At 46.6% G+C, this 23,041-nt stretch carries 25 protein-coding genes; 20 read left to right on the forward strand and 5 right to left on the reverse strand.

Going from position 1 to position 23,041, the window contains the following annotated elements; translation table 11 throughout:
- Nucleotides 1-25 precede the first annotated feature (25 nt).
- Nucleotides 26-148, reverse strand: a complete 123-nt coding sequence (locus Q9R23_RS03940; protein ID WP_256429275.1) for a hypothetical protein — start codon at nt 146-148, stop codon at nt 26-28.
- Between the two features lie 88 nt (nt 149-236).
- On the opposite strand from Q9R23_RS03940, the gene panB reads away from it, so the two are divergent.
- The 10 genes from panB to nth all read left to right on the forward strand — a co-directional run bounded on the left by panB (nt 237) and on the right by nth (nt 9,735).
- On the forward strand, nt 237-1,076 hold the full coding sequence (gene panB, locus Q9R23_RS03945; RefSeq protein ID WP_214854411.1) for a 3-methyl-2-oxobutanoate hydroxymethyltransferase: 840 nt from the start codon (nt 237-239) through the stop codon (nt 1,074-1,076).
- Nucleotides 1,073-1,903 (forward strand): pantoate--beta-alanine ligase, encoded by an 831-nt coding sequence (panC, locus tag Q9R23_RS03950; protein WP_214854408.1) that lies wholly within the window; start codon nt 1,073-1,075, stop codon nt 1,901-1,903. Before panB ends, panC begins: the two co-directional genes overlap by 4 nt.
- A 2-nt stretch (nt 1,904-1,905) precedes the next feature.
- Nucleotides 1,906-2,289, forward strand: a complete 384-nt coding sequence (gene panD, locus Q9R23_RS03955; protein ID WP_029341994.1) for an aspartate 1-decarboxylase — start codon at nt 1,906-1,908, stop codon at nt 2,287-2,289.
- A gap of 102 nt (nt 2,290-2,391) precedes the next feature.
- Nucleotides 2,392-5,208: an ATP-dependent DNA helicase DinG gene (gene dinG / locus Q9R23_RS03960; protein ID WP_311246435.1), complete on the forward strand. Its 2,817-nt coding sequence runs from the start codon at nt 2,392-2,394 to the stop codon at nt 5,206-5,208.
- A gap of 62 nt (nt 5,209-5,270) precedes the next feature.
- Nucleotides 5,271-5,441 carry a YpmA family protein gene (locus Q9R23_RS03965; RefSeq protein WP_012370646.1) on the forward strand — a complete coding sequence of 57 codons (171 nt, stop codon included), beginning with the start codon at nt 5,271-5,273 and terminating at the stop codon, nt 5,439-5,441.
- Nucleotides 5,438-5,905: a hypothetical protein gene (locus Q9R23_RS03970; protein ID WP_311246436.1), complete on the forward strand. Its 468-nt coding sequence runs from the start codon at nt 5,438-5,440 to the stop codon at nt 5,903-5,905. The genes Q9R23_RS03965 and Q9R23_RS03970 overlap by 4 nt, the downstream gene beginning before the upstream one ends.
- Nucleotides 5,906-5,919: 14 nt before the next feature.
- The gene (locus tag Q9R23_RS03975) at nt 5,920-7,101 is read left to right on the forward strand and encodes a pyridoxal phosphate-dependent aminotransferase (RefSeq protein ID WP_214854399.1); all 1,182 of its coding nucleotides are present in this window, start codon (nt 5,920-5,922) and stop codon (nt 7,099-7,101) included.
- 29 nt (nt 7,102-7,130) lie between these two features.
- Nucleotides 7,131-8,420 (forward strand): asparagine--tRNA ligase, encoded by a 1,290-nt coding sequence (gene asnS, locus Q9R23_RS03980; protein ID WP_174316766.1) that lies wholly within the window; start codon nt 7,131-7,133, stop codon nt 8,418-8,420.
- 75 nt (nt 8,421-8,495) lie between these two features.
- Complete coding sequence (locus Q9R23_RS03985; RefSeq protein WP_023468616.1) at nt 8,496-9,074, forward strand: DnaD domain-containing protein; 579 nt, start codon at nt 8,496-8,498, stop codon at nt 9,072-9,074.
- Nucleotides 9,075-9,078: 4 nt separating this feature from the next.
- Nucleotides 9,079-9,735 (forward strand): endonuclease III, encoded by a 657-nt coding sequence (gene nth / locus Q9R23_RS03990; protein ID WP_311246437.1) that lies wholly within the window; start codon nt 9,079-9,081, stop codon nt 9,733-9,735.
- Between the two features lie 38 nt (nt 9,736-9,773).
- Here nth and Q9R23_RS03995 read toward each other — a convergent pair whose 3' ends face one another.
- On the reverse strand, nt 9,774-10,688 hold the full coding sequence (locus Q9R23_RS03995; RefSeq protein WP_023468614.1) for a DUF3800 domain-containing protein: 915 nt from the start codon (nt 10,686-10,688) through the stop codon (nt 9,774-9,776).
- 172 nt (nt 10,689-10,860) lie between these two features.
- A complete protein-coding gene (locus Q9R23_RS04000) occupies nt 10,861-11,163 on the reverse strand; it encodes a DUF1798 family protein (RefSeq protein ID WP_023468613.1) in 303 nt (100 codons plus the stop codon).
- A 74-nt stretch (nt 11,164-11,237) separates the two neighbouring features.
- Here Q9R23_RS04000 and recU point away from each other — a divergent pair, with 74 nt between their 5' ends.
- From recU to Q9R23_RS04035, 7 genes are all read left to right on the forward strand, one after another.
- Nucleotides 11,238-11,864 carry a Holliday junction resolvase RecU gene (gene recU / locus Q9R23_RS04005; protein WP_035409519.1) on the forward strand — a complete coding sequence of 209 codons (627 nt, stop codon included), beginning with the start codon at nt 11,238-11,240 and terminating at the stop codon, nt 11,862-11,864.
- A gap of 20 nt (nt 11,865-11,884) precedes the next feature.
- A complete protein-coding gene (locus tag Q9R23_RS04010; RefSeq protein WP_311246438.1) occupies nt 11,885-14,551 on the forward strand; it encodes a PBP1A family penicillin-binding protein in 2,667 nt (888 codons plus the stop codon).
- A 97-nt stretch (nt 14,552-14,648) separates the two neighbouring features.
- Nucleotides 14,649-16,913 carry a DEAD/DEAH box helicase gene (locus Q9R23_RS04015; RefSeq protein ID WP_311246439.1) on the forward strand — a complete coding sequence of 755 codons (2,265 nt, stop codon included), beginning with the start codon at nt 14,649-14,651 and terminating at the stop codon, nt 16,911-16,913.
- Nucleotides 16,910-18,115, forward strand: coding sequence for a ribonuclease H-like domain-containing protein (locus Q9R23_RS04020; RefSeq protein WP_214854383.1), 1,206 nt, complete (start codon nt 16,910-16,912; stop codon nt 18,113-18,115). Before Q9R23_RS04015 ends, Q9R23_RS04020 begins: the two co-directional genes overlap by 4 nt.
- The gene (locus Q9R23_RS04025) at nt 18,112-18,672 is read left to right on the forward strand and encodes an SLOG family protein (protein ID WP_035407264.1); all 561 of its coding nucleotides are present in this window, start codon (nt 18,112-18,114) and stop codon (nt 18,670-18,672) included. Before Q9R23_RS04020 ends, Q9R23_RS04025 begins: the two co-directional genes overlap by 4 nt.
- A gap of 5 nt (nt 18,673-18,677) precedes the next feature.
- Nucleotides 18,678-18,992, forward strand: a complete 315-nt coding sequence (gene gpsB / locus Q9R23_RS04030; RefSeq protein WP_035407267.1) for a cell division regulator GpsB — start codon at nt 18,678-18,680, stop codon at nt 18,990-18,992.
- A 128-nt stretch (nt 18,993-19,120) separates the two neighbouring features.
- Nucleotides 19,121-19,675: a nuclease-related domain-containing protein gene (locus tag Q9R23_RS04035; RefSeq protein WP_311246440.1), complete on the forward strand. Its 555-nt coding sequence runs from the start codon at nt 19,121-19,123 to the stop codon at nt 19,673-19,675.
- Nucleotides 19,676-19,718: 43 nt separating this feature from the next.
- Here Q9R23_RS04035 and Q9R23_RS04040 read toward each other — a convergent pair whose 3' ends face one another.
- Nucleotides 19,719-20,036: a hypothetical protein gene (locus Q9R23_RS04040; RefSeq protein WP_311246441.1), complete on the reverse strand. Its 318-nt coding sequence runs from the start codon at nt 20,034-20,036 to the stop codon at nt 19,719-19,721.
- Nucleotides 20,037-20,069: 33 nt separating this feature from the next.
- On the reverse strand, nt 20,070-21,644 hold the full coding sequence (locus tag Q9R23_RS04045) for an FAD-dependent monooxygenase (RefSeq protein ID WP_214854377.1): 1,575 nt from the start codon (nt 21,642-21,644) through the stop codon (nt 20,070-20,072).
- 79 nt (nt 21,645-21,723) lie between these two features.
- On the opposite strand from Q9R23_RS04045, the gene yvfG reads away from it, so the two are divergent.
- The 3 genes from yvfG to Q9R23_RS04060 are packed head-to-tail and all read left to right on the forward strand — an operon-like array spanning nt 21,724 to nt 22,832.
- The gene (gene yvfG / locus Q9R23_RS04050) at nt 21,724-21,954 is read left to right on the forward strand and encodes a protein YvfG (protein ID WP_231496844.1); all 231 of its coding nucleotides are present in this window, start codon (nt 21,724-21,726) and stop codon (nt 21,952-21,954) included.
- The gene (locus Q9R23_RS04055; protein ID WP_035407281.1) at nt 21,951-22,562 is read left to right on the forward strand and encodes an NUDIX hydrolase; all 612 of its coding nucleotides are present in this window, start codon (nt 21,951-21,953) and stop codon (nt 22,560-22,562) included. The genes yvfG and Q9R23_RS04055 overlap by 4 nt, the downstream gene beginning before the upstream one ends.
- Nucleotides 22,563-22,622: 60 nt before the next feature.
- Complete coding sequence (locus Q9R23_RS04060) at nt 22,623-22,832, forward strand: hypothetical protein (RefSeq protein WP_023468601.1); 210 nt, start codon at nt 22,623-22,625, stop codon at nt 22,830-22,832.
- Nucleotides 22,833-23,041: the final 209 nt, after the last annotated feature.

Raw genomic sequence — 23,041 nt, forward strand, 5'->3', positions numbered from 1 at the left:
GACGGTTTGCAGAGAGCTTTTCCCGTCATGTATAATAAAGCCACGGATGGTATCCGCTTGCCGGAACCATACCGAATTGACAGGTGCCAGTTTTAGCTGTTTCAACTGCCTTGATCTTAACGGACAGGGACAGAAGGACGATATTCAATTATTCCGCCTTCTTTTCCGCATGCATTTATTTTGGAGAAGAAGGCGTTTTCCTTTTGTCCTCCCTACACACGTAAGGAGAGAACACGATGCACACAATGAGTCCATTACTCAAAAAACAACAAGCTGGAGAGAAGCTCGTCATGTTGACGGCGTATGATTATCCTTCAGCAAAACTATCAGAGGCAGCAGGAGTTGATATGTTGCTCGTCGGCGATTCCCTCGGGAACGTCATCCTCGGCTATGACTCAACGATTGCTGTCACGGTCGACGACATGGTTCATCATGCGCGCGCGGTACGCCGCGGCGCACCACAGACGTTCATGATCGTCGATATGCCGTTCGCAAGCTATCACGGTTCATTTGATCGCACGCTTGAATCAGCAGCGCGTATCTTCCAAGAATCGCAGGCAGATGCCTTGAAACTGGAAGGGGCAGGGGAGATTTTAAAAACGATTCGTCGTTTGACGGACGCTGGGATGCCTTGTGTCGCGCATCTCGGATTAACACCACAATCCGTCGGTGTCCTTGAAGGATTTAAAGTCCAGGGGAAATCACTAGAAGCAGCCGAACAACTGATTGCAGACAGTTTGGAAGCAGAGCGTGCCGGAGCGAAGATGCTCGTCCTCGAATGTGTACCGCATCCGCTCGCGAAACGCATTCAAGAGCTCCTCTCGATTCCGGTCATCGGCATCGGTGCTGGCGCAGACGTCGCCGGTCAAGTACTTGTTTATCATGACATCTTGACGTATGGTGTCGGTCGTTTACCGAAGTTCGTTAAAGCGTACACGGACTGGAATACTTCAGGAACGGAAGCAATCGCTGCTTACGTCAAAGACGTCAAAGCCGGTGCTTTCCCTGAACTAGCACACTCGTTCCAGATGGACGAAGAACTGATTGGTGCGCTTTATGGAGGGACCAAAGAATGAAAATCATCCAGGACGTCCAGACGTTACGCGAACGTTTAGCGGGAGCCGGTTCAATCGGTTTTGTACCGACGATGGGATTCTTGCATGAAGGGCATGCCTCCTTGCTCAAACAAGCACGACAAGAGAACGATGTCGTCGTCTTGAGTATTTTCGTCAACCCGACACAATTCGGACCAAACGAAGATTTGGATCGTTATCCACGAGACGCGGAACGCGATCAGAAGATCGCGGAGGCAGAAGGGGTCGATTATCTGTTCTATCCGACGAACGAGACGATGTATCCGCTGGATATGGCCCGTGTTACGGTCCGCTCCGGTGATGATGTCTTATGCGGCGCATCACGACCAGGACATTTTGATGGTGTGTTGACGGTCGTCAGCAAACTATTGAACGTCGTCCGTCCAACCCGTGCATATTTCGGTTTAAAGGATGCACAACAGCTCGCATTGATTGAAGCGTATGTCGCTGATTATTTTGTTCCGGTTGAGATCGTCCGTTGTCCGATCATTCGCGAAGCGGATGGTCTAGCGAAATCATCACGCAATGTCTATCTATCGGAAACAGAGCGGACGCAAGCACCGGGCATCCAGCAGGCGTTGCAACAAGCGAAACAAGCACTCGATCAAGGGGTGCCTGTTGAAACGGTTCTCGATCGGACGCGCGAAGCACTTCAATTCGAAGGGACGACGATCGATTACGTCGAAGCCGTCGACTATCCCTCACTAAGACCCGTTACGGAACAAACGACGACGATTCTCTTAGCTGTCGCCGTGCAGTTTGCATCGGCACGCTTGATCGATAATTTACTATATACGAGAGGAGCATGACGATGTTACGCACATTCATGCACGCTAAACTACACAAGGCCCGGGTCACCGAGGCAAACTTACACTATGTTGGTTCGATTACGATCGATGAAGATTTACTCGATGCTGTCGGGATTCTTGAAAATGAAAAAGTCCAAGTGACGAACAATCAGAACGGTGCACGGATTGAAACGTATGCGATTAAAGGTGCTCGTGGTTCAGGTGTCATCTGTTTGAACGGTGCGGCAGCTCGCCATTTCCAAGTCGGAGATGAGGTCATCATCATGGCGTACGCGCAACTATCCACGGAAGAAATCGCGACACATGTTCCAAAAGTGGCTGTTCTAAATGAACAGAACGACATCAAACAAATGTTGTCTCAAGAAATCGCCCACACGATCTTATGAAATTTTAGAGACCCGATCATGTCAGCGGGTCTCTTTTTTTGTTAAGATGAAGAATGAAATGCCATCCGGTCATGGAGAGGATGGATAAAAGGTGGAGGATCAGTGTTGAAGAAAAAGTACGTCGTAGTCGACCTGGAAACGACAGGTCATTCCATAAAGGCTGGCGATGAGATGATTGAGATCGGCATGGCGGTCATTGAAGATGGACAGTTGACAGAACAATTGTCTGCCTTCGTGCGTCCGACCCAACCGATTCCTCCGTTCATTTCCCAGTTGACGGGCATCACGGATAAAGATGTCAAAGAGGCCGAGACATTCGATGTCATTGCACCACGTGTCTTATCATTGCTCGATGGTGGTGTCTTCGTCGCACATAATGTGCAGTTCGATTTAAACTTCTTAAACGATGCGTTAGAAGAGGAAGGATACTTGCCGTACACAGGTCCTGTCATCGATACGGTCGAACTCGCACGAATCTTACTTCCGACAGCAGAAAGCCACGCGCTGTCGCATCTGTCAGAGTCATTACAACTTGCCCATCAAGAGGCGCACCGGGCAGGGAGTGACGCTTCGGCGACGGCTGAATTGTTGCTTGAACTACTCAAACGACTACATACGTTGCCGCTTGAGACATTGAAGCACTTAAGACGTTTATCACCACGCCTGTTCAGTGCCATCGAAGAGGAAATCGACCATGCGATTCGTTTAGTCGGCATCGAGGAGGATTCACAGTTTGATCGTTTCCGTAAAATCGCTTTGAAAAAGCGCCAGACGATGGAGCGGTTGGCACATCCACCCGTTCTTGAACCGTTCGGACCATTCGTTGATGAATTGAATGCCGTGACATTCCCTCGTCTATTCGAAGGATATGAAGAGCGACGTGGGCAGCTCGAGATGATGCGTCATGTCTATCAATCGCTCGATCAAGAAACGCCGTTACTTGTCGAAGCGGGAACGGGAACCGGGAAATCGCTCGGTTACTTAGTCCCGGCAGCGCACTACGCGCTCGAACATGAAGTGCCAATTGTCGTCAGTACACACACGATTCAATTACAGGAGCAACTGTTCGCGCGTGATTTACCGCTCTTGCGTCAATTGTTCGATACGCCGGTCCAGATTGCATTGCTTAAAGGACGAAGTAACTATATCGATTTACGGAAATTCGAGTTTTTCTTGAATGATCAAGAGGATGCCTATAACTTCACGCTCGCAAAAGCGATTCTGCTCGTCTGGTTGACGGAGACGGAAACAGGAGATTTAGAAGAAGTCAGCTTACCAGGCGGTGCAGCGCAAGGCAATATCGGAATCAAGCAATTGATTCAATCCGATAGTCAATCGCAGCTCGGACGGTTTGATCCCTGGTACAGTCGGGACTTCTTCCAACATGCGATTCGCCAAGCAAAGGATGCGACGATCATCGTCACGAACCATGCGTTGTTGTTTAGTGATCTGCAGTTCGAAGCAGGGGTCTTACCGAAAGGAAGTCCGTTGATTCTTGACGAGGCACACCAAATCGAAGAAGTCGCGAGCCATCATTTTGGTCTCGTCTTTGATGGACATACGTTTGATCGTCTGTTCCGCCAACTCGGGTATTCATCTGACAAAAAATTATTACACCGCTTGCTCGATCTGTCGGAAGAATGGGATATCGCCGAGATGGTTGAAGCCCATAGTGAGACGGTCGATGAAGCACTGACGACGTTACTCGAAGAAGCAGACGGTCTATTGATGATCATTCAAGCGTACGGGCTTGAACTGGCTTCCCGCAAAGCACGACGGGAAGGAATGGTCAGCATTCGCTTCAAGCGACTCGACCGTTCGATGCGTGCTGTCCAAGAGAGTGCCAAGCGGGTTGAATTGGTGTTGCGGCGTTTGCGTCAAGCAATCCGGGCGATTCATAAACTGTTCCATGAACACCGGGAGCAGATGAGTTATCGGGAGCGTTCGCTCGTCGCGGATTTAAAAGCGATCACGTCACAAATCGAAGAAGCGGAGCTCGCGATCTTCGAGACGATGCTTGCCCCGCACGATGACACGGTATCTTGGATCGAGACGTCTGTTAAGAACCGGAAACTAACACGGGTCTACACACAACCAATCGACATTTCAGAGCGACTGCGTCGCGAAGTCTTTTCGAAACGGACGTGTATCCTGACGTCGGCGACGTTGACTGTCTCGAACAAGTTCCAGTTCATTGAGAACCGTTTAGGGCTCGATGCGTTCGAGACACGTCGTTTCGTCGTTCCGTCACCGTTCGGATATGCCGAAAACGTTCGACTGATGATTCCGACGGACCTTCCGCTTCTACAGGATGTGCCACTGCCGGAATTCGCGGAGACGATTGCGGAAGCCATCTTACAAATCGCAGAGGTGACGGAGGGACGGATGCTTGTCTTATTTACCTCGAACGACTTGCTACGACTGACGCATGAGGCGACGAAGCCGTTGCTGCCAGACCGGTTTACATTACTCTCGCAAGGGGTCACGCAAGGTTCACGGCAACGACTGATGAAACAGTTCAAGCAACTCGATGCCTGTATCTTGTTCGGGACGGCTAGTTTTTGGGAAGGGGTCGATATCCCGGGAGATGATCTCAGTTGTCTCGTCATCGTCCGCCTACCATTCGCGCCACCGGATCAACCAATCGTCCAAGCACGCTCGGAACGGATTGAAAAACTCGGAAAATCATCATTTTTCGAATACAGCCTACCGCAAGCAATCATTCGCTTTAAACAAGGGTTTGGTCGCTTGATCCGGACGACGAACGATCGTGGTGTCGTCTTCGTGCTCGATCGCCGGATCGAGACGACGCGTTATGGAAAACGATTTGTCACGAGTCTGCCGAAAGTGCCTGTTTTATCAAAACCACTCGACGAACTGACGGCAGAACTAGAATTGTTCTTGAATGATGGCGATTGAGTCTATTCAGATAAACCCTATCGCATTATAATAGATAGAGAAAAATGAGGGAGGACATACAGATGGATTCAAAAATTGAAACACTTGCGACCGTCAAAGTGAATCGCCATGACGATACGTATAAAATCGTCGACTTATTGAACCGGACGCTGAAAACGGAAGATTTAATGTTCGGTCTTGCTCTCGATGAAAAAGATAAGGAGCAGATGGTCTTCACCATCTACCGCACATGAAGTGGAAAGTCACGCTTGGTCTGCTGAGCGCACTCATCATCTTGGCTGTTCTTGGAACAGCCGTTTATCAGGTGACGATCGCTGAGGCAAAAGACCGGGAACAGAGCGTCGCCGAGCAAGCAGAGGCACGTCTGAAAAAAGAACTCAAGCCAACGGACGTCCGGTTCGAATCTATCTTTAACGGGAAACGCCAATATGTCGTTTTTACGATGAAGCAGAGTGGACAGGCGGTACGGGCGTTCGTTCCGAAAAAAGGAGCGATTGAGACACGACCGGTTGCTGATGGTATTGCCATCAAGACGGTCATCGCGGATCATCCGGAACTCGGAGACATCGTGTCTGCTAAGTACGGCTTTGAGGATCGTGCCGTCATCGAGATCGTTTCAAAGACGACGACAGGCTATGATTATTCGTATTACACGTATCAAGAAGGTTCTTTCATCAAACGATTACGAATCAAGTAAAGGGAGTGGGCGACATGTTATCGAAACGCGTACGACAATTGACACCATCTACGACGCTAGCCATCACAGCGAAAGCCAAGGCACTACGTGAAGAAGGTCAAGACATCATCGGTTTAGGTGCGGGAGAGCCCGACTTCAATACACCGGAATTCATCATCCAAGCAGCATTCGAGGCAGCAGAAGCAGGCGATACGAAATACACGCCGTCTGGCGGAACGGTTGCCTTGAAGGATGCGATCATTGAAAAAACACGCCGTGACTTATGGATGCCATATGAACGTTCAGAAGTCATGGTCGCTTCAGGAGCAAAGCATGCACTATCAACGTTGTTCCAAGCGATTCTCGACCCAGGCGATGAAGTCATCGTCCCAGCACCATACTGGGTCAGTTATCCAGAGCAAATTAAACTCAGTGACGGCGTACCGGTCATTTTAGAGACGGACGAATCGTCTCGCTTCAAAGTGACACGGGAATTGCTCGAGCAACATATTACCCCAAAAACGAAAGCACTCGTCTTGAACTCACCATCGAATCCGACAGGAATGGTCTATTCGAAAGAAGAGCTCGAGATGGTAGCAGATGTTGCAATCAAGCACGATCTACTCGTCATCAGTGACGAGATTTATGAAAAGTTGCTCTATAACGGTGCGACACATATTTCGATCGCGTCCTTACCAGAAATGCGCGAACGGACGGTCATCATCAATGGTGTCTCGAAGTCCCATGCGATGACAGGCTGGCGGATCGGGTATGCAATCGGACCGAAGGAGATCATCTCTGCGATGACAAACTTAGCGAGCCATTCGACGTCGAACCCGACATCGATTGCGCAAGCGGCATCGGTTGCTGCGTATGCTGAAGGTGATGCACCGGTCGAAGCGATGCGTGTCATCTTTGAAGAACGACTTGAAAAAATCTATGCACGACTCATCGAGATTGAAGGATTAACGTGTCTGAAGCCGGAAGGGGCATTCTACTTGTTCCCACATGCAAAGCAAGCTGCCGAGATGTGTGGATTCGATAATGTCGATGACTGGTGTACAGCTGTTTTATCTGAAGCGAAGGTCGCCTTGATTCCAGGTTCAGGATTTGGTGCACCGGACTATGTCCGCCTATCTTACGCGACGGATCCGGCACGTGTCCTAGAGGCACTCGACCGGATTGAAGGATTCATCACGGCACATACAGCCGTTTAATAGAGAGAGGATGTTGACTGTTGAAAGCAATGATTCGGGATGTAAACAAATATGTAGGAGAAGAAGTGACGATCGGGTGTTGGTTAGCAAACAAACGCTCAAGCGGTAAAATCGCCTTCCTCCAACTACGGGATGGCTCTGGATTCATGCAAGGTGTCGTCGTCAAAGAAACGGTCGGCGAAGATTTATTCAAACAAGCAAAAGGCTTAACACAGGAATCATCACTATGGGTGACCGGTGTCATCAAATCAGATGGCGGTCGGACAGCAATCGGTCATGAAATGGAAATTTCAAAAATCGAAGTCATCCATGAAGCGATCGATTATCCGATTACACCGAAAGCACACGGAACGGACTTCTTGATGGATAACCGTCACCTCTGGTTACGTTCAAAGCGCCAGCATGCGGTCATGGTCGTTCGGAACGAATTGATTCGTGCGACGTACGAATTCTTCAACCAAGAAGGATTCATCAAAGTGGATCCGCCAATCTTGACAGGTAGCGCACCAGAAGGAACAACAGAATTGTTCCACACGAAATATTTCGATGAAGATGCGTACCTTTCACAATCTGGTCAGCTTTACATGGAAGCGGCAGCAATGGCACTTGGAAAGGTCTTCTCGTTCGGTCCAACGTTCCGTGCTGAAAAATCAAAAACACGTCGTCACTTGATCGAATTCTGGATGATGGAGCCTGAGATGGCATTCCACGATCACGAGATGAACCTCGAAGTCCAAGAAAACTATGTCTCGCACCTCGTGCAATCAGCACTGAAAAACTGTCGTGCGGAACTTGAGTTGCTTGGACGTGACTTGACGGTCCTTGAAAACATTAAAGCACCGTTCCCGCGCGTCAAGTACACGGAAGCAATCGATATGCTCAAGGAGCAAGGATTCGACGATATCGAATTCGGTGATGACTTTGGTGCACCACACGAGACAGCAATCGCAAACAGCTTCGCACGTCCTGTCTTCATCACGCACTGGCCAAAAGCAATCAAACCGTTCTACATGAAAGAAGATCCGGAAAACCCAGACTTCGTCTTGTGTGATGATTTGATTGCCCCTGAAGGATACGGGGAAATCGTCGGTGGTTCACAACGTGAAGAAGATCATGAAAAACTCCTCGCTGAGATGAAGAAACATGGTCTTGACGAGACAGGTGCTTATAAATGGTATCTCGAAACACGCCAATACGGTTCTGTTCCACACAGTGGCTTCGGTCTTGGTTTAGAGCGGACAGTCGCTTGGATCACAGGTGTCGAGCACGTTCGGGAAACAATTCCGTTCCCACGTCTGCTAAACCGCCTCTATCCATAAGCAGTAAGGAAAAACATCGACCCATCGTCTCGACGGGTCGATTTCTTGTTTAGACTAGAGAATCGAGGAAATACGATGAATCATAATTTAGTGCAATTATTCGAGGAAGGGACGGTCGTCTTACCGAAACGATTGTTCACCGAAGCAAAACGATTAGGTATCAGTTTTGTCGAGTTCACGTTAATTGGTCAACTGTTTGCCTGTCGGGCAGAAGGCATGGAGATGCCGTCTCCGGAAGAGTTAAGTAATCGACTTGGACTATCCGAGACGGAAACGATCGAGACGACTCTCGGTCTATTGCAAAAAGGATTACTAGCGATGGAGAATGTCAACGGATCAGAACGTTATTCGCTTGTGCCACTTTACGAAAAACTGATGGCACCACCGGAACAGGAAGCACCAAACTTTGATACAATCAACCCGTCTGTCTTCCAACAGTTCGAACGGGAACTGGGCATGATGTCCCCATTTCAGATGGAGCAAATCATTCAGTGGTTGACGATCGAAAATATTTCGGAAGAGCTCGTGCTCGCTGCACTTCGAGAAGCGGTCTATCATAACGTTCGCAAGATGACTTATATCAATCAAATTTTACGAACATGGGAACGCGAAGGCATCAAGACACTTGAGGATCTTGCCGGGCGAGGAGGCTGAGTAGATGTTACGGAAAGCAGAAATCGATCGGATTGAAGCGACGTTAGAAGAGATGTTTCCGGATGCATTTTGCGAGTTGATTCACCGCAATCCGTTTGAACTGGTCGTTGCGGTCGCACTGAGTGCGCAAGCGACCGACGTACTCGTCAATCAGGTGACGCCTGGATTATTTGCTGCTTATCCAGATCCTGCTTCACTTGCTGCGGCACCGGTCGAGGAAATCGAGGACAAGATCAAACGACTTGGATTATACCGGAATAAAGCCAAAAACATCAAGGCACTGGCAGCACAACTCCTTGCGCAACACGACGGTGAAGTCCCGGCGGAACGAGCCGAACTTGAAGCATTACCTGGTGTCGGGCGTAAAACGGCAAATGTCGTCTTGTCTGTCGCCTTCGATGTCCCGGCATTTGCGGTTGATACACATGTCGAGCGCGTCTCGAAACGTCTCGGAATCTGTCGGTGGAAGGATAATGTCACACAGGTTGAAGCGACACTCATGCGCCGTTTCAAACGAGAACGTTGGTCAAAACTCCATCATCAATTCATCTTCTTTGGACGTTATCACTGTAAGGCACAACGTCCGAACTGTGAAGCTTGCCCGTTACTCGACATGTGTCGAGAAGGTAAAAAGCGGACAAAAGGATTAGCGACACCATAAAAAAGTGGATCCCTATCGGATCCACTTTTTTTGAGTCATCAACCATTCCAAGGGGTATCAGACCATTCACGACGCTTTTTCGTGATCGGTACTTTTTTGAAACCCCAGTTTCGGAAATCTTGGTCCGGGCTATCGCGGCGAATGTAAATTTTATCTTTGATGGCTTTAAAAATCCGGTTTTCGTCCCCATAATGGACAAACCGTGGTTTTACCTCGATGACACCACGACGGACGCGGGACAAAGGTAAGCAGACCAAATCGGCAATCTCAAGACCAGATTGGTAGAGGTCGCTGTCTTTTTCAGCAAAGATGAAGCCCTTGATTTTTTGACGGCTTTTTTCAACGTCGAGATGGACCGTTCCTGAATTGAAGATATCGAAGAATGCCTTTTGAATCAGCAAGTTCTGATAATCATCACGACTTTCAAGCACAACACGTGCACTCGTCGCTTCTGTCTCATCAAGGAAGGAATAGAACGATTTCATTAGATGAGCGAAGGCAACGACATACGGATCCTTCGGTGTCGAGAAGAAGTCTTGCAGCTTCTGTTTATCGACTTCGACACTGACGATCGTACAATCGATATCGACTAAAAATTCCGGTAAGGCAATCCAGAAGTGACGCAACATATCGATCGTGATCCCGTCTTCTTTTCCATATGGATGTTCGGCTTTTAAAATTTCTTTGAGATGAAGCGGAATATGTGGATCCTCAAAGACTTTTGCCTTGAAGTCCATCAAACGTTGACGAAGCGGACTCGGTTCGCCCGTCTCATCCGAATCGATGGCATATTTATATTCCATCAAGACACCTGTTAGATTGAATTGTGTATTCCCCTTAGGTGTTCCCGTCTCGTCAACGAACATGATGTATTTCTTCGGGGCAGGGGTTGAGTTCTTAGGAAATCCTTTGACATCAACGCCTTTGACGTTCGATTGTACCCGTTTGTTCAAATGAATCTCCTCCAATTGCACGATAATTACACAGTCTTAAGAAAGAAATGCTCTTGATGCCACTTTACACGCTAGGCGACTGAAAAGCTATAGCCTGGCAAGTGAAACCGGTGAAACATTCCCTTATAGATTAGGTGTTCGACTCAAGGAAGATAACTCCTGTTTTTAATTATTATTCTTCGCCATTCATCAATCGATCGATATAGCGGACGGATTTAATCGTTTCATTGAAACGTTTCAGACTCGTCTTCGGCTGAAAGGCTTGGACAGAAATCTGCTTCAGTTGATCCACAGCACTTTCGACCATGCTCGGACGTAAGTAAGGACTATCTTGGGCATTCGTTTGCCACTGCGCAATCAGTTGATCTGCTCGTTCGACGAACGGTACGACGTCTCGATTGAAGTCATATTCGGTTCCGGCACGTCCTTCTTGATATATACGTTCAATCTCTTGTAATAACGGTTCAATTGTCATTGGTTTTTAACTACTCCTCTCGGCCGATACGGTACAATCACATATCATGGTACAATAAACGCGATAGGAGGGGAATCGTTTTGAACTACCCGAATGGGAAAAAATTTCAAAAGCCACTCGAGTCGCACGGAACCCGAATCAAGAAGGCACGATCAACCGATTCAACCTTTTCAAATCGTGGGATGACGCTCGAAAAATTATTGAATGAAAGTAATACGTTTTATCTGACTCATAATCGGGCAATCATTCACAAGAAACCCACTCCGTTACAAATCGTTCAAGTGGATTATCCAAAGCGGTCTGCAGCTGTCGTCAAAGAAGCTTATTTTAAGCAACCATCGACGACCGATTATAATGGTGTCTACCGCGGAAAATATATTGATTTCGAAGCGAAGGAGACGACAAATAAAACGTCCTTCCCGATAAAAAATTTTCACCCCCATCAAATCGCACACATGCGTCAATGTGTCGAACATGGAGGAATTTGTTTTGTCATCATTCGATTCAGTCTGTATAATGTGCAATATGTGCTTTCAGTCGAGCACGTGTTCCCCTGGTGGGATCAACTCGAAAGCGGACGGAAATCCATTCCGCTGACGATCATCGAACAAGACGGTATCAAAGTCGAGACTGGCGCGTACCCTGCTATTGATTATTTAAAGGCAGTGGACGAACTATATTTCAATTCAGACACTTTTTGATTGAAGGAGAAGGATAGCATATGGAAAGAAGTCGTGTCGCACGTCGTGAAGAGACGAAGTCATCTGAGAAAAAGATGAAACGGACGAAACGTCCCCAAAAGAAAAAATCAGGTGGAGGATCCGGTGGGAAAGGTCCACTCTGGAAAAAGTTATTGTTGATTGCTACCGGATTATTCATCTTGATGATGTTGATCGGAGGCGGATTTGCGGCTTATGCGATTGCTACGGCACCTGAGCTTGATGAAGCAGAGCTTCGTGATGCTTTACCGTTAAAGATTTATGCAAGTAATAAAGAGGAAATCACAAAAGGCGGAACGAGCCGAGAATATGTGTCGATCGATGAAGTACCAGAAGTCGTCAAGGACGCATTCATCTCGATCGAGGACCGTCGCTTTTATCAGCATAACGGGATTGATTTCCGCCGTCTCGGAGGTGCCATCATCGCGAACGTCACCGATGGATTTGGTTCTGAAGGCGCTTCGACGATCACACAACAGGTCGTCAAACAATCATTCCTCAGCTTTGATAAAACAATCACACGGAAAGTCCAAGAGCAATGGCTTGCGATCCGCTTAGAGCAGGATTATACGAAAGATCAGATTTTAGAGATGTACTTGAATAAAAACTACTATGGTCAAAACTCATTTGGCATCCAGACCGCTTCAAAAGCCTATTTCAATAAATCAGTTGATAAGTTGAATTATGCGGAAGCTGCAATGCTCGCGGGATTACCGCAACGTCCGACAGCTTATGATCCAATCAAAGGAGATCCGAAGCTAACGAAATGGCGTCAGACACAAGTCCTCAATGCGATGCAAACGACAGGCGTCATTACAAAAGCGCAACGAGATAAAGCGGTCAAACAACCAATTTCGAAATTAATCAATCCAGCGCCGAAGTCAACGAAGGATGAATCATATGATAGTGTCATCTTCGACATGGTATCAAAAGAGTTAGAAGATGATTTTGGTCTAGAAGGAAAAGATATCTATGGTCAAGGGTTAAAGATCTATACGTCGATTGATAAGCCGATGCATGACTATATGAACGAAGCGATCAAAAAAGATCAAATCGTTCAATTACCGGAATATGCTGAAACGGCTGCTACGGCAATTAATACGCAAACCGGAGAAATTCTTGCAGTCGTCGATGGTAAAAATCCAGGTAAAGGAACAGCGCGACGAAACTATGCAAATGAACCCCATCAACCGGGATCATCCGCAAAACCATTCTTCGCATACGGTCCGGCCATCGAAAATGACAAATGGTCGACTGCGAAACAATTGACGGATAAGCCGACAGAAGTCAACGGAAAAGAGATTGGAAACTATTATGATGGATATCGTGGTACGAATACGATTCGTCATTGGTTGAAAATCTCGGCTAACACACCTGCCATTCAAACGTTCCAAGAAATTGGTGGGGATGCAGTCGAAGCATTCGCTGAAAAGTCTGGCTTGAAAATGAAAGACGATGAGTCGATTTCACCAGCTTATGCAATTGGTGGGATGAAGCATGGTTTTAATACGACTCAGATGGCAGGAGCTTATGCAACACTGGGTAATGGGGGCGATTACATCAAACCACACGTCATTAAATCGATTGAGTACAGTGACGGATCTAAAATCAAGTCACCAATCAAATCGAAAAAGGCGATGGAAGACTACACAGCTTATATGTTGACGGATATGCTTCGTGATGTCTTGAAACCAGGCGGTACGTTCCCAAGTGCTGGGTTGTCGTTTGATGCAGCCGGTAAGACAGGGACAACCAATGATTATAAAGATGTCTGGTTTGCAGGATATACATCTGATGTCTCGATCAGTGTCTGGACAGGAACAACGAAATCAGGAAACAACAATGGATCCGGACTCAGTGGTCCATATAACAGTACGATGGCACAGCAAATCTGGAAAGATTTCATCACGAAAACACGCGATCGAACGCCAGCGCCATTTGAACAACCAAGTTCTGTCCTCAGTATCGGAAACGAATTATACGTGAAAGGGACGCAGGAACCTGTCGTTGAAAAAAAGACGGTACCCGCTCCGACCGGATTACAAGCATCTTACGATGAAGACGAAAAGAGCGGTGAACTGACTTGGAACTACAATGACGCTGCGCTTCGTGCCAATGGGTATGATAATGTATCGTTTGAAGTGAAGATGACAGATGCTGATGGTAAATCATCGACAGTCGGAACGAGTACGACGAATCGAATCAGTATCAGTGGGTTAAAGCCAGGTCGCTCGATATTCCAAGTCGTAGCGAAAGCGTCAGGAGAAAAATCGGGACCAGTCTCGACGACGGTAACGGTCACCGATCCTGAAGAAGAAAAACCGTCAACGGACGAGCCAACGACGGATGAACCAACGACGGATGAACCGGCGACGGACGAACCATCGACAGATGAACCGACAACGGATGAACCGGCAACGGACGAGCCGACGACGGATGAACCAACGACGGACGAACCAGCGACGGATGAACCAACAACGGACGAACCGACAACGGACGAGCCAACGACAGACGAACCAACGACGGATGAACCGTCAACAGATACACCGAATTTAAATGATGGTGCGAATGCACAAAACAATTCGAACGGTTCAACGGAACGAAACAACTCGAATGATAATGGAAATAATGGTCGTGGAAACGACGCTACGAATTCTACAACACCATAAGCACGACTTGTAAAGAAAGACAAGACCAAAGACGAGTAGATCGTTCTTTGGTCTTGCTTCTTTTTTTGTATAATGAAAAGTGGAAGGAAGTGAAGGCATGCAAGCGAAACAAACGCTCGTTGCATTTCTTGAAGAATTGAAACAGGACCGTTCATTCATGGAGCGGATTTCGTATATGAAAACGATGGAAGCGACAGCGGGACGCTATGTCGATTTTCCAGAACAGTTACCGGAACGCTTGCGCCAAGCTCTCCGGACACGTGGCATCACTCAGTTATACCGTCACCAAGGATTGGCGTATGAACGCGTACAAGCAGGCGAGTCGACGGTCATCGTCACACCAACCGCCTCGGGAAAGACTTATTGTTTTAATTTACCGGTCTTATCACACTTGCTCGAACATCCAAACGCACGAGCGTTGTATCTGTACCCGACAAAAGCGCTGGCACAAGATCAAAATAGTGAGTTACTCGAACTGATCGATCAATTAGAGGCTCCAATCCGTTGTTTCACATATGACGGAGATACGTCACCGACGATTCGAACAAAAGTACGAAAAGCCGGGAACATCGTCATTACGAATCCAGATATGCTACATTCCGGAATCTTACCACATCATACAAAATGGATCGAACTATTTGAGAACTTAAAATATATCGTCATCGATGAGCTTCATACGTATCGCGGTGTCTTTGGCAGTCATGTCGCGAATGTCATTCGTCGCTTACGACGGATTTGTCGGTATTATGGCAGTAATCCCGTCTTCATCATGACAAGTGCAACGATTGCAAATCCAAAGGAACTAGCCGAACGATTAACGGAGAAAACAGTCGGACTAATTGATGAGAATGGTGCGCCGACAGGACGAAAACATTTTCTCGTCTATCAACCACCGATCGTCAACGCACAACTCGGTATTCGACGCTCGGCGACACTTGAGACAAAACAATTAGCGATGCGCTTCATCAAGAACAAGTTTCAGACAATCGTCTTTGCACGGTCTCGCGTCCGCGTCGAAGTCTTACTGACGTATCTGAGAAGTATCTATCCGCACGAGCTTGGTCCTCGATCCATCGAAGGGTATCGGGGTGGTTATTTACCAAGTGAACGTCGCGATATCGAACGACGGTTACGCCAAGGAGAAATCACAGGTATCGTCTCGACAAATGCTCTTGAACTCGGTGTCGACATCGGTCAACTGCAAGTGTGTATCATGAACGGCTATCCAGGTACGATTGCTTCACTTTGGCAACAAGCAGGACGAGCGGGGCGTCGGCAAGATGATGCACTAATCATTCTTGTCGCCTCATCTGGTATGCTCGATCAATATGTTGCGGAACGACCAGAGTTATTCTTGAATCAATCCCCGGAAGCAGCGCGACTTGATCCAGATAATTTGATCATTGCCGTCGATCACGTCAAATGTGCGGCGTTTGAACTGCCTTTTACGAAAGGCGAATCATTTGGAACGCTTGATACGGAAGACATCCTCGAGTACTTAGTCGAAGAGCGTGTCCTGCATGAGCGAGGCGATCGTTTTTATTGGATGAATGACGCGTTTCCAGCACACGGGATATCGCTACGGTCGAGTGATCAAGAGAATGTCATCATTGTCGATCAGACCGAGGTACCGAATCGAGTCATCGGCGAGATGGATACCTTTAGTGCAATGACGTTGTTACATGACGAAGCCATTTATTTGCATGGGGCCGATCAATACCAAGTCGAGTACTTGGATTTTGAGGAGAAAAAAGCATTCGTCCGTGCAGTAGACGTTGATTATTATACAGATGCTAATTTTTCAGTCGACCTTTCCGTTCTCGAAGAAGATGAACAGTATGCAGTGGGAGAATACAGTGTTGCGCGTGGAGATGTCAGTGTTCGGGGGATGGCGACGATGTTCAAGAAGATCAAGTTCGGAACACATGAGAACATCGGGTCTGGTCCGATTCACTTACCAGAACGAGAGATTCATACGACAGGTGTCTGGTTCACCTTACCCGATCATGCACGCTCCTCGACGGAGCTTGAACAAGTGTTGGAAGGTGTCGCGAATAGTTTACGACGTGTTGCTCCGCTTTATTTGATGTGTGACGCTAGTGATGTCTTCGTCGTGCCGCAAGTCAAGGCGACACACACGCAGCAACCGACCGTCTATCTATATGATCGTTATCCTGGAGGCGTTGGTCTCGCAGAATCAATCTACAAACAACGTGGTGTCATGCTACGCGCAGCGCGTGATTCGATTGTCACATGTCCTTGCCAGGACGGTTGTCCTGCTTGTATCGGCATGGTCGGCGTAGCAGACGAGAAAGAACGAACGATTCAGTTGTTAGCAGAAATGGAGAAGGAATTATCATGAAAAATCGTCTTAGACGAATGCTGAAATCTACATCAGACGTCTCATCGGAGAATATAGAGCCTTCTGTCCTCGAAGTGGAAACGCTAAAACCAACAAGTGGATGGACTGAAGAGCAACAAGCCTGGATTGATCGTGGGGCGGATATCTTAACATTCGAACAAGAGTGGATTGTCAGGATCGACAAACGCTATGCTTTGACGGACCGGCATGGAGACCGGAGTTTTGCCGAAGTGTATGAGTCTTTACAGCTTCCTCATCCACCACTTGCGCTGGATGTCCCACTTGAGCAGGTCATCTTCTTTGATACGGAGACGACAGGATTGCGGGGAACCGGAACGACGATTTTTTTACTCGGGTTTGCGCGCTTTGAGCAGGGAGGATTGTTGATGCGACAATATTTCTTACCGCATCCGCACTTTGAGGCTGCCTTTTACCATCACTTCCTGCATGATATCGGGGATGATGTCCGATTCGTGACCTATAATGGAAAAAGCTTTGATTGGCCGCAAATCAAGACACGACACGTTTTCGTTCGGGAACGTGTTCCACGATTACCGAAAGTCGGTCATCTTGATTTACTCCATGTTGCGCGGCGCATTTTTAAAGGAATGTATGACTCGTATCGATTGACAGCGATGGAAGAGCGGATTGGGTTCGAGCGGGAAGGTGACCTACCTGGTTTTTTGGCACCAATGCATTATTTCCAATATGTCGAACATCAGCAACCGGAAATCATGATGGGCGTCTTACAACATCATCTAGATGACTGTCTAACGCTCGTTGGACTGTATGATGCGTGTAACCGTCTTGTCACGCATCGGGCGGAAGCACCTTCTCCTATTCAAGAGAACATCGCGATTTGGTTAGCGGATCTTGGAATCCATGAAGAATCCCATGCTCATTTTCAGCAGGTTAAAGAATTATCATCAGAAGGATGGCTACGCCAAGGGTATTTGCATAAAAAAATGAAGAACCATGAACAAGCTAGAGACTGCTTTTTAAAAAGCGATAGTTACTTGGGGTATCTCGAACTTGCGAAGTGGGCAGAGCACATTGCAAAAAATCCTGTGCTTGCTTATGATTATACGGAACGAGCACGACAACACGTCGAACGGCATCATTGGTTAATCACTAAAAAAGAACGAATATTAGCTGAACTGGATCATCGAGAACGTCGGTTAAAAAGGAAGTGTAACTCGTGAAAGTAGTTGCCATCACAGGATACAAACCAAATGAACTAGGCATCTTTGATCAAAAACACCCGGGTATCCGGGTCTTAAAGGCAGCATACCGAGAGCGGATGATTCGCTTGATTGAAGACCGTGGAACAGAGTGGTTCATTACGAATGCCTCGCCTGGATGCGAAATCTGGGCATGCGAGGTCGTTCTTGAATTAAAAGAAGAGTATCCAGATATTCATCTTGGTATCCTCTTGCCGTTTTTAGAACAGGAAGCGCGCTGGAAAGAACCAGTCCAAGCACAGTATCTTTCGATTCTTGAACAAGCTGACTTTGTCGAAGCAATCAGTCAGAAACCGTATACGGATCCATCGCAGTTGCGCAATAAAACTGAATTCATGATCCAAAAAAGCCAAGGATTGTTGTCGGTTTTTGATGAAGAGCATGGAGGATCAGCGAAATTTTTAGTAGAGCGTGCTAGAATGGAAATGGAACAATCCGATTATCAGTTATTTTTGATTACACAAGATGATTTATCTTGGCTCGAACAAGAATTACAATACAATGATCAGTGGGAGTGAAGAGGATGTATAAGCCATTGTTGACAGCGGACGATATTTACAAAAAGGAATTCAAGACCGGCCTCCGTGGCTATGTCATCGAGGATGTCGATGGGTACTTGGATCAAATCATTAAAGACTATGAAGGATTCGAACGTGAAATCGAGCGTCTGAAGAAAGAGAATGAGGCGTTGAAACAAGCACCGGCTCAACCAGAAAAACGGGAAGAGCGTCGTGTCGAACACGTTGAACCGCAAGTGTCGAGCTCGTCCAATTATGACATGTTACGTCGTATTTCGAATCTTGAGAAGGCGGTTTTCGGTCGCCCTCATCAAGACTAATGAAAAAAGACATTTCTGCCAATCGTCAGAAATGTCTTTTTTGATTTCCTTCTTTTTGAAAGAATCGTCATGTATACGAAAACGGTGTTAAGATAACTACTAATACATATTACAAAGGATGATGAATCATGTTACAAGTCATGACTGCTTCTGTTCCGGCACCACCACGCCGTCGCTTTTTTGCAAGTAAGCAATTGAATACGATGACGCATGAAACAGATGCGCTCTGCAATGAAATCCGTCATGTATGTCGTTTTGATTGGATGTTATTTGAACGTATACGTCTAACTGAAACGATTATCATTCCCTTTGCTTTGATTGGTCCAAAAGGGTTGTTTCTTGTGTTGCAAAACGATGCAGTCGTTAAATGGATGACGGAAGAATCCTGTCATGTCATCGATCCTATGCATGGGAAAAAGGTGTTTTCACCCCATCCGATTAATCAATCGAAACGAATTGTCCAAATGGTTCGAAAAACGCTAAAAAAACAAGGGATCGTCATACCGATTCATGGCATCACACTTTTTCCGAATGCACCACAGATGCGGACGGAACGAATTAAATTTCCGACGGGTCATACATTCAAAGATGTGCGAGCGTTCATTGTTTCAAAGAAATCCTCTCCTGTTCAAGAGCAAGAACGAAAACAAGTCGCGTTTTATCTCGCGCAGCAACAGGAATGAATAAAGGCAGTGAAGCGAACGCTTCACTGCCTTTCATTTAAATTTATCGTCTTGGTCGAGACGCAAGGATTTTCTCGGCTTGATCCAGGTCTTCTTTTAAGACATACACCGCTACGCGATCGTCTAAATCTTTACTGAAGCGTCGGAATAAAAACGAAGTCTTGACGCCGCGTTCGACTCGAATGTCTAGATCAGCTGCCTCAAGTCGAGCAGCATCCTTCAATAAATCTTCTCCTTTTTCACCGAATGCTTCTCCGAGAAGCGACCATCGGAGATTTTCCTTCGCTCGTCTACTGACGATGACAAGAAATGCCATAATCAGAAGAATGATCAAAATCGTTCGAATCAGTTGTATATCCATATCTGCCTTCACCTCATCTTCTATCATACCGAGTTAGCGCGCATAAAGTAAACGTTCAACATAACGGGCGAACGATTTACTTTTTAAACCTTGCTGGCGATACGCGATATAACCGTCAGGGCGAATCAAATATAGTCCGGATTGCTTAATGCCGAAGCGTCGTGCGAGTTCGCCACCTTGATCGACGACACCATCCTCTTTAAGGGATTGATGGATAGGTACTGTCTCAAATAGATCTGGATAGGTATAGGCTAGTTCCTTAAATGGCTCAAGAAGATCGTCAGTTGCGTTTTTTGGTAAGAACAGCAGTAATAAGAAATTCCGATCGGCACGACGTAATAATAGTTCGTTCTTTTTTGTCCGCGGATGGACGACTTCACTGTAAGGCATCGGTTCACCCGGCTTAGGTGTCAATGGACTGAAGTGTCCTTGCGTGACAAAGGTCAGGCTTGCTGGGTAGTGACTGTTGAGCTGAGCAATTCGATTTGTCACGAAATGATGTAAGGGTGCGATCTTGAGACTATTTCGAATGACTTTTTCTTGTAGAGGCAACAAAAACGGAATGTTGATCTGCAAGAGTTCGGTTGCTAAATTCGTTGATCGTAAGATACCTTGTGCCGCTTCGCGGCGTTCGACACTGTAAGAATCAAGCAACGGAAAACTCGCTTTGAACTGATGCACACACCAAAGTTTCCAAGCAAGGTTCATCGCATCAGCAATCCCTGTATTCATTCCTTGACCACCGACAGGGGAATTGATGTGTGCCGCATCCCCAATCAAATAAATTCGATGGTGACCAAATTTCTCGATAATTCGATTATGGACACGGAACATGGAGTACCAATGGACTTTTTTTAGCTCGAACGGTACTTTGGCTCGATTTTGTAAAAAATCATCAATCGCTTTATGATCAGTCGGAACAGGTCCGCTCGTTAGATTGCCTGTAATGCGGAATAAATTCGACTGAAGTGGGAAAGACTCGATGACTCCATGATCAGAGAAGAAAATGTGGACCTCTTCGGAAGAGAGCGGCCAGTCGACTTCGATATCGGCCAATGCCCACGACTCTTTGAACGATTTTCCGCTAAATGGAAGTCCAAGTTCTCGACGAACAAAGCTATTCGCGCCATCAGCTCCGATGATAAAGGAAGCATCTACCGTCTCTGTCTCTCCTTTATGTTGTAAGGTAGCAGTAACGAACGTTGGGAATTGAGCGAATCCTGTTAATTCCGTATCTCGTTCAACGATATGTCCGTAAGTGGCGAGTCGTGCTTCGAGAATCCGTTCCGTCTCACTTTGAGGCAAGAGCGTAACAAACGGAAAAGGTGTATTTAAATCAGTAAAATCAAGCTTTGCCTGCCATGCACCATTAACATAGAGGTTTCCTTGATTGATTTTGATCGCATTTTCCATTAAATCTTCTGCCACGCCAAGTCTTGCGAACAATTCAAGGGAACGTGCTTGAATGCCGATGGCTTTGGAGACGACAGATGGTCCACTTGCACGTTCGACGATGCGGAAGGATAATCCATAGCGCGAGAGTGCGAGTGCGAGTGTTAAACCGGTTGGTCCGGCACCAATAATGAGGACATCTAATTTTTTATTCACGGATAACCCCCCTTAATTTACATCTTAGCCAAAACTCGTTACCATTAAACTATTGATGACACGCTCGACGTGTGAAAGGATGAAACTTGTGAACGAACAACTTTTTACGACAGAACGATTAATTGCGAATTTTAAGGAATATATCCGTCAGAACGAGGCTCATCTGACAAAGCGCAATGCTTTAAACGCCTACTACAAGACGGTAGCGGGATCGATTTTATCAGACCGGATCGCTAAAAATGCGGATCTGATCGTTCGTATGCGCCATCTTGAAGAAGCGTATCATCATGTTGCACAAGAAGGGCGATGAAGCAGGTGAACTTAGCCGATATCCGAAAACACTATGTAGATTCAGAAGAACGTTTACCTCGACATGCAGCAGCCGTACTCGTTCCTTTGGTTGAACAGGATGGCGAAGTCTATCTGTTATTTCAAGTACGAGCCAAAACCCTACGTTCGCAACCAGGCGAAATCGCTTTTCCGGGTGGTCGGATCGATATCGGTGAATTACCGAAAGCAGCAGCCATCCGTGAAACGGTTGAAGAATTAAATGTCAGTGCTTCCGAGATTGAAGTGATTGGAACGCTCGAACCACTCGTGACACCGAACCGGTCAATTATTTATCCGTATCTTGGTATTCTACATGCAACGGATTTTAATCCTTCACCGGCAGAAGTCGATCATGTCTTTCTCGTATCCTTGACAGAATTGATGACTTCTAAACCAATCAAAGGGGATATGGAGTGGCGGATACGCCCTGGTAAGGAAGTGCCGACCGAACGAATGGCGAATCGAGAAGCATATCTCGATCGTACGTATACGGTCACGGAGCATTTCTATGAGCACGGGGATTATCTAATTTGGGGATTAACCGCTAAAATCTTACGCCAGTTCTTAGCTCAATTGACGCGTGACTAGCTTTTTTGGTCGTTATTTTATATGATTAACTGTAATTGAACGTGTCAGGAGATGAGTCAAATGGAAGAAACAGAAGAGTTATTCGATTATATCGTTGGCGATATGGTAAAAACGAAAGAAGGCTGGGTGGCGGAAGTAACGGCAGTATTGACAAATACGGTCGTTGGTGATGTATCCCACACGAAAAACTTTGAGGCACTCGGCTTAGAGTTTGAAAAACAAGTTTTATTAAAGTCAGAGATTGAATTGCTAGAGCGCAAAACAAAATAATACATGAAAGCATACCAAGCTACTATGGTGTGCTTTTTTTATGTTCATTCAAAAAAATGAATAATAATGAAATATGATATTGGCTGGAGTGTAGATAGGTCAATCGAAATGACTGAAAACATCGAAAAGATACATTTATTACAAAAGAGTAACAAAAGATGAATCGTAACAGAACGGTTACAAAATATAAAAGCGTTGCTACACAACGA

Origin of the sequence: Exiguobacterium sp. BRG2, assembly GCF_031844245.1 — a bacterium.
Classification (GTDB): Bacteria; Bacillota; Bacilli; order Exiguobacteriales; family Exiguobacteriaceae; genus Exiguobacterium_A.

Excerpts from the sequence above, each read along its gene's own strand:
- Q9R23_RS04055 (WP_035407281.1), top strand. The coding sequence starts at position 21,951 with ATGAAGCAGGTGAACTTAGCCGATATCCGAAAACACTATGTAGATTCA.
- Q9R23_RS03970 (WP_311246436.1), top strand. The coding sequence starts at position 5,438 with ATGAAGTGGAAAGTCACGCTTGGTCTGCTGAGCGCACTCATCATCTTG.
- Q9R23_RS04040 (WP_311246441.1), bottom strand. The coding sequence starts at position 20,036 with ATGGATATACAACTGATTCGAACGATTTTGATCATTCTTCTGATTATG.
- gpsB (WP_035407267.1), top strand. The coding sequence starts at position 18,678 with ATGTATAAGCCATTGTTGACAGCGGACGATATTTACAAAAAGGAATTC.
- Q9R23_RS03965 (WP_012370646.1), top strand. The coding sequence starts at position 5,271 with ATGGATTCAAAAATTGAAACACTTGCGACCGTCAAAGTGAATCGCCAT.
- yvfG (WP_231496844.1), top strand. The coding sequence starts at position 21,724 with ATGAAACTTGTGAACGAACAACTTTTTACGACAGAACGATTAATTGCG.
- panD (WP_029341994.1), top strand. The coding sequence starts at position 1,906 with ATGTTACGCACATTCATGCACGCTAAACTACACAAGGCCCGGGTCACC.
- Q9R23_RS04010 (WP_311246438.1), top strand. The coding sequence starts at position 11,885 with ATGGAAAGAAGTCGTGTCGCACGTCGTGAAGAGACGAAGTCATCTGAG.
- panC (WP_214854408.1), top strand. The coding sequence starts at position 1,073 with ATGAAAATCATCCAGGACGTCCAGACGTTACGCGAACGTTTAGCGGGA.
- Q9R23_RS04000 (WP_023468613.1), bottom strand. The coding sequence starts at position 11,163 with ATGACAATTGAACCGTTATTACAAGAGATTGAACGTATATATCAAGAA.
- Q9R23_RS03975 (WP_214854399.1), top strand. The coding sequence starts at position 5,920 with ATGTTATCGAAACGCGTACGACAATTGACACCATCTACGACGCTAGCC.
- Q9R23_RS04035 (WP_311246440.1), top strand. The coding sequence starts at position 19,121 with ATGTTACAAGTCATGACTGCTTCTGTTCCGGCACCACCACGCCGTCGC.
- Q9R23_RS04015 (WP_311246439.1), top strand. The coding sequence starts at position 14,649 with ATGCAAGCGAAACAAACGCTCGTTGCATTTCTTGAAGAATTGAAACAG.
- Q9R23_RS03985 (WP_023468616.1), top strand. The coding sequence starts at position 8,496 with ATGAATCATAATTTAGTGCAATTATTCGAGGAAGGGACGGTCGTCTTA.
- asnS (WP_174316766.1), top strand. The coding sequence starts at position 7,131 with ATGATTCGGGATGTAAACAAATATGTAGGAGAAGAAGTGACGATCGGG.
- Q9R23_RS04020 (WP_214854383.1), top strand. The coding sequence starts at position 16,910 with ATGAAAAATCGTCTTAGACGAATGCTGAAATCTACATCAGACGTCTCA.
- nth (WP_311246437.1), top strand. The coding sequence starts at position 9,079 with ATGTTACGGAAAGCAGAAATCGATCGGATTGAAGCGACGTTAGAAGAG.
- Q9R23_RS04060 (WP_023468601.1), top strand. The coding sequence starts at position 22,623 with ATGGAAGAAACAGAAGAGTTATTCGATTATATCGTTGGCGATATGGTA.
- panB (WP_214854411.1), top strand. The coding sequence starts at position 237 with ATGCACACAATGAGTCCATTACTCAAAAAACAACAAGCTGGAGAGAAG.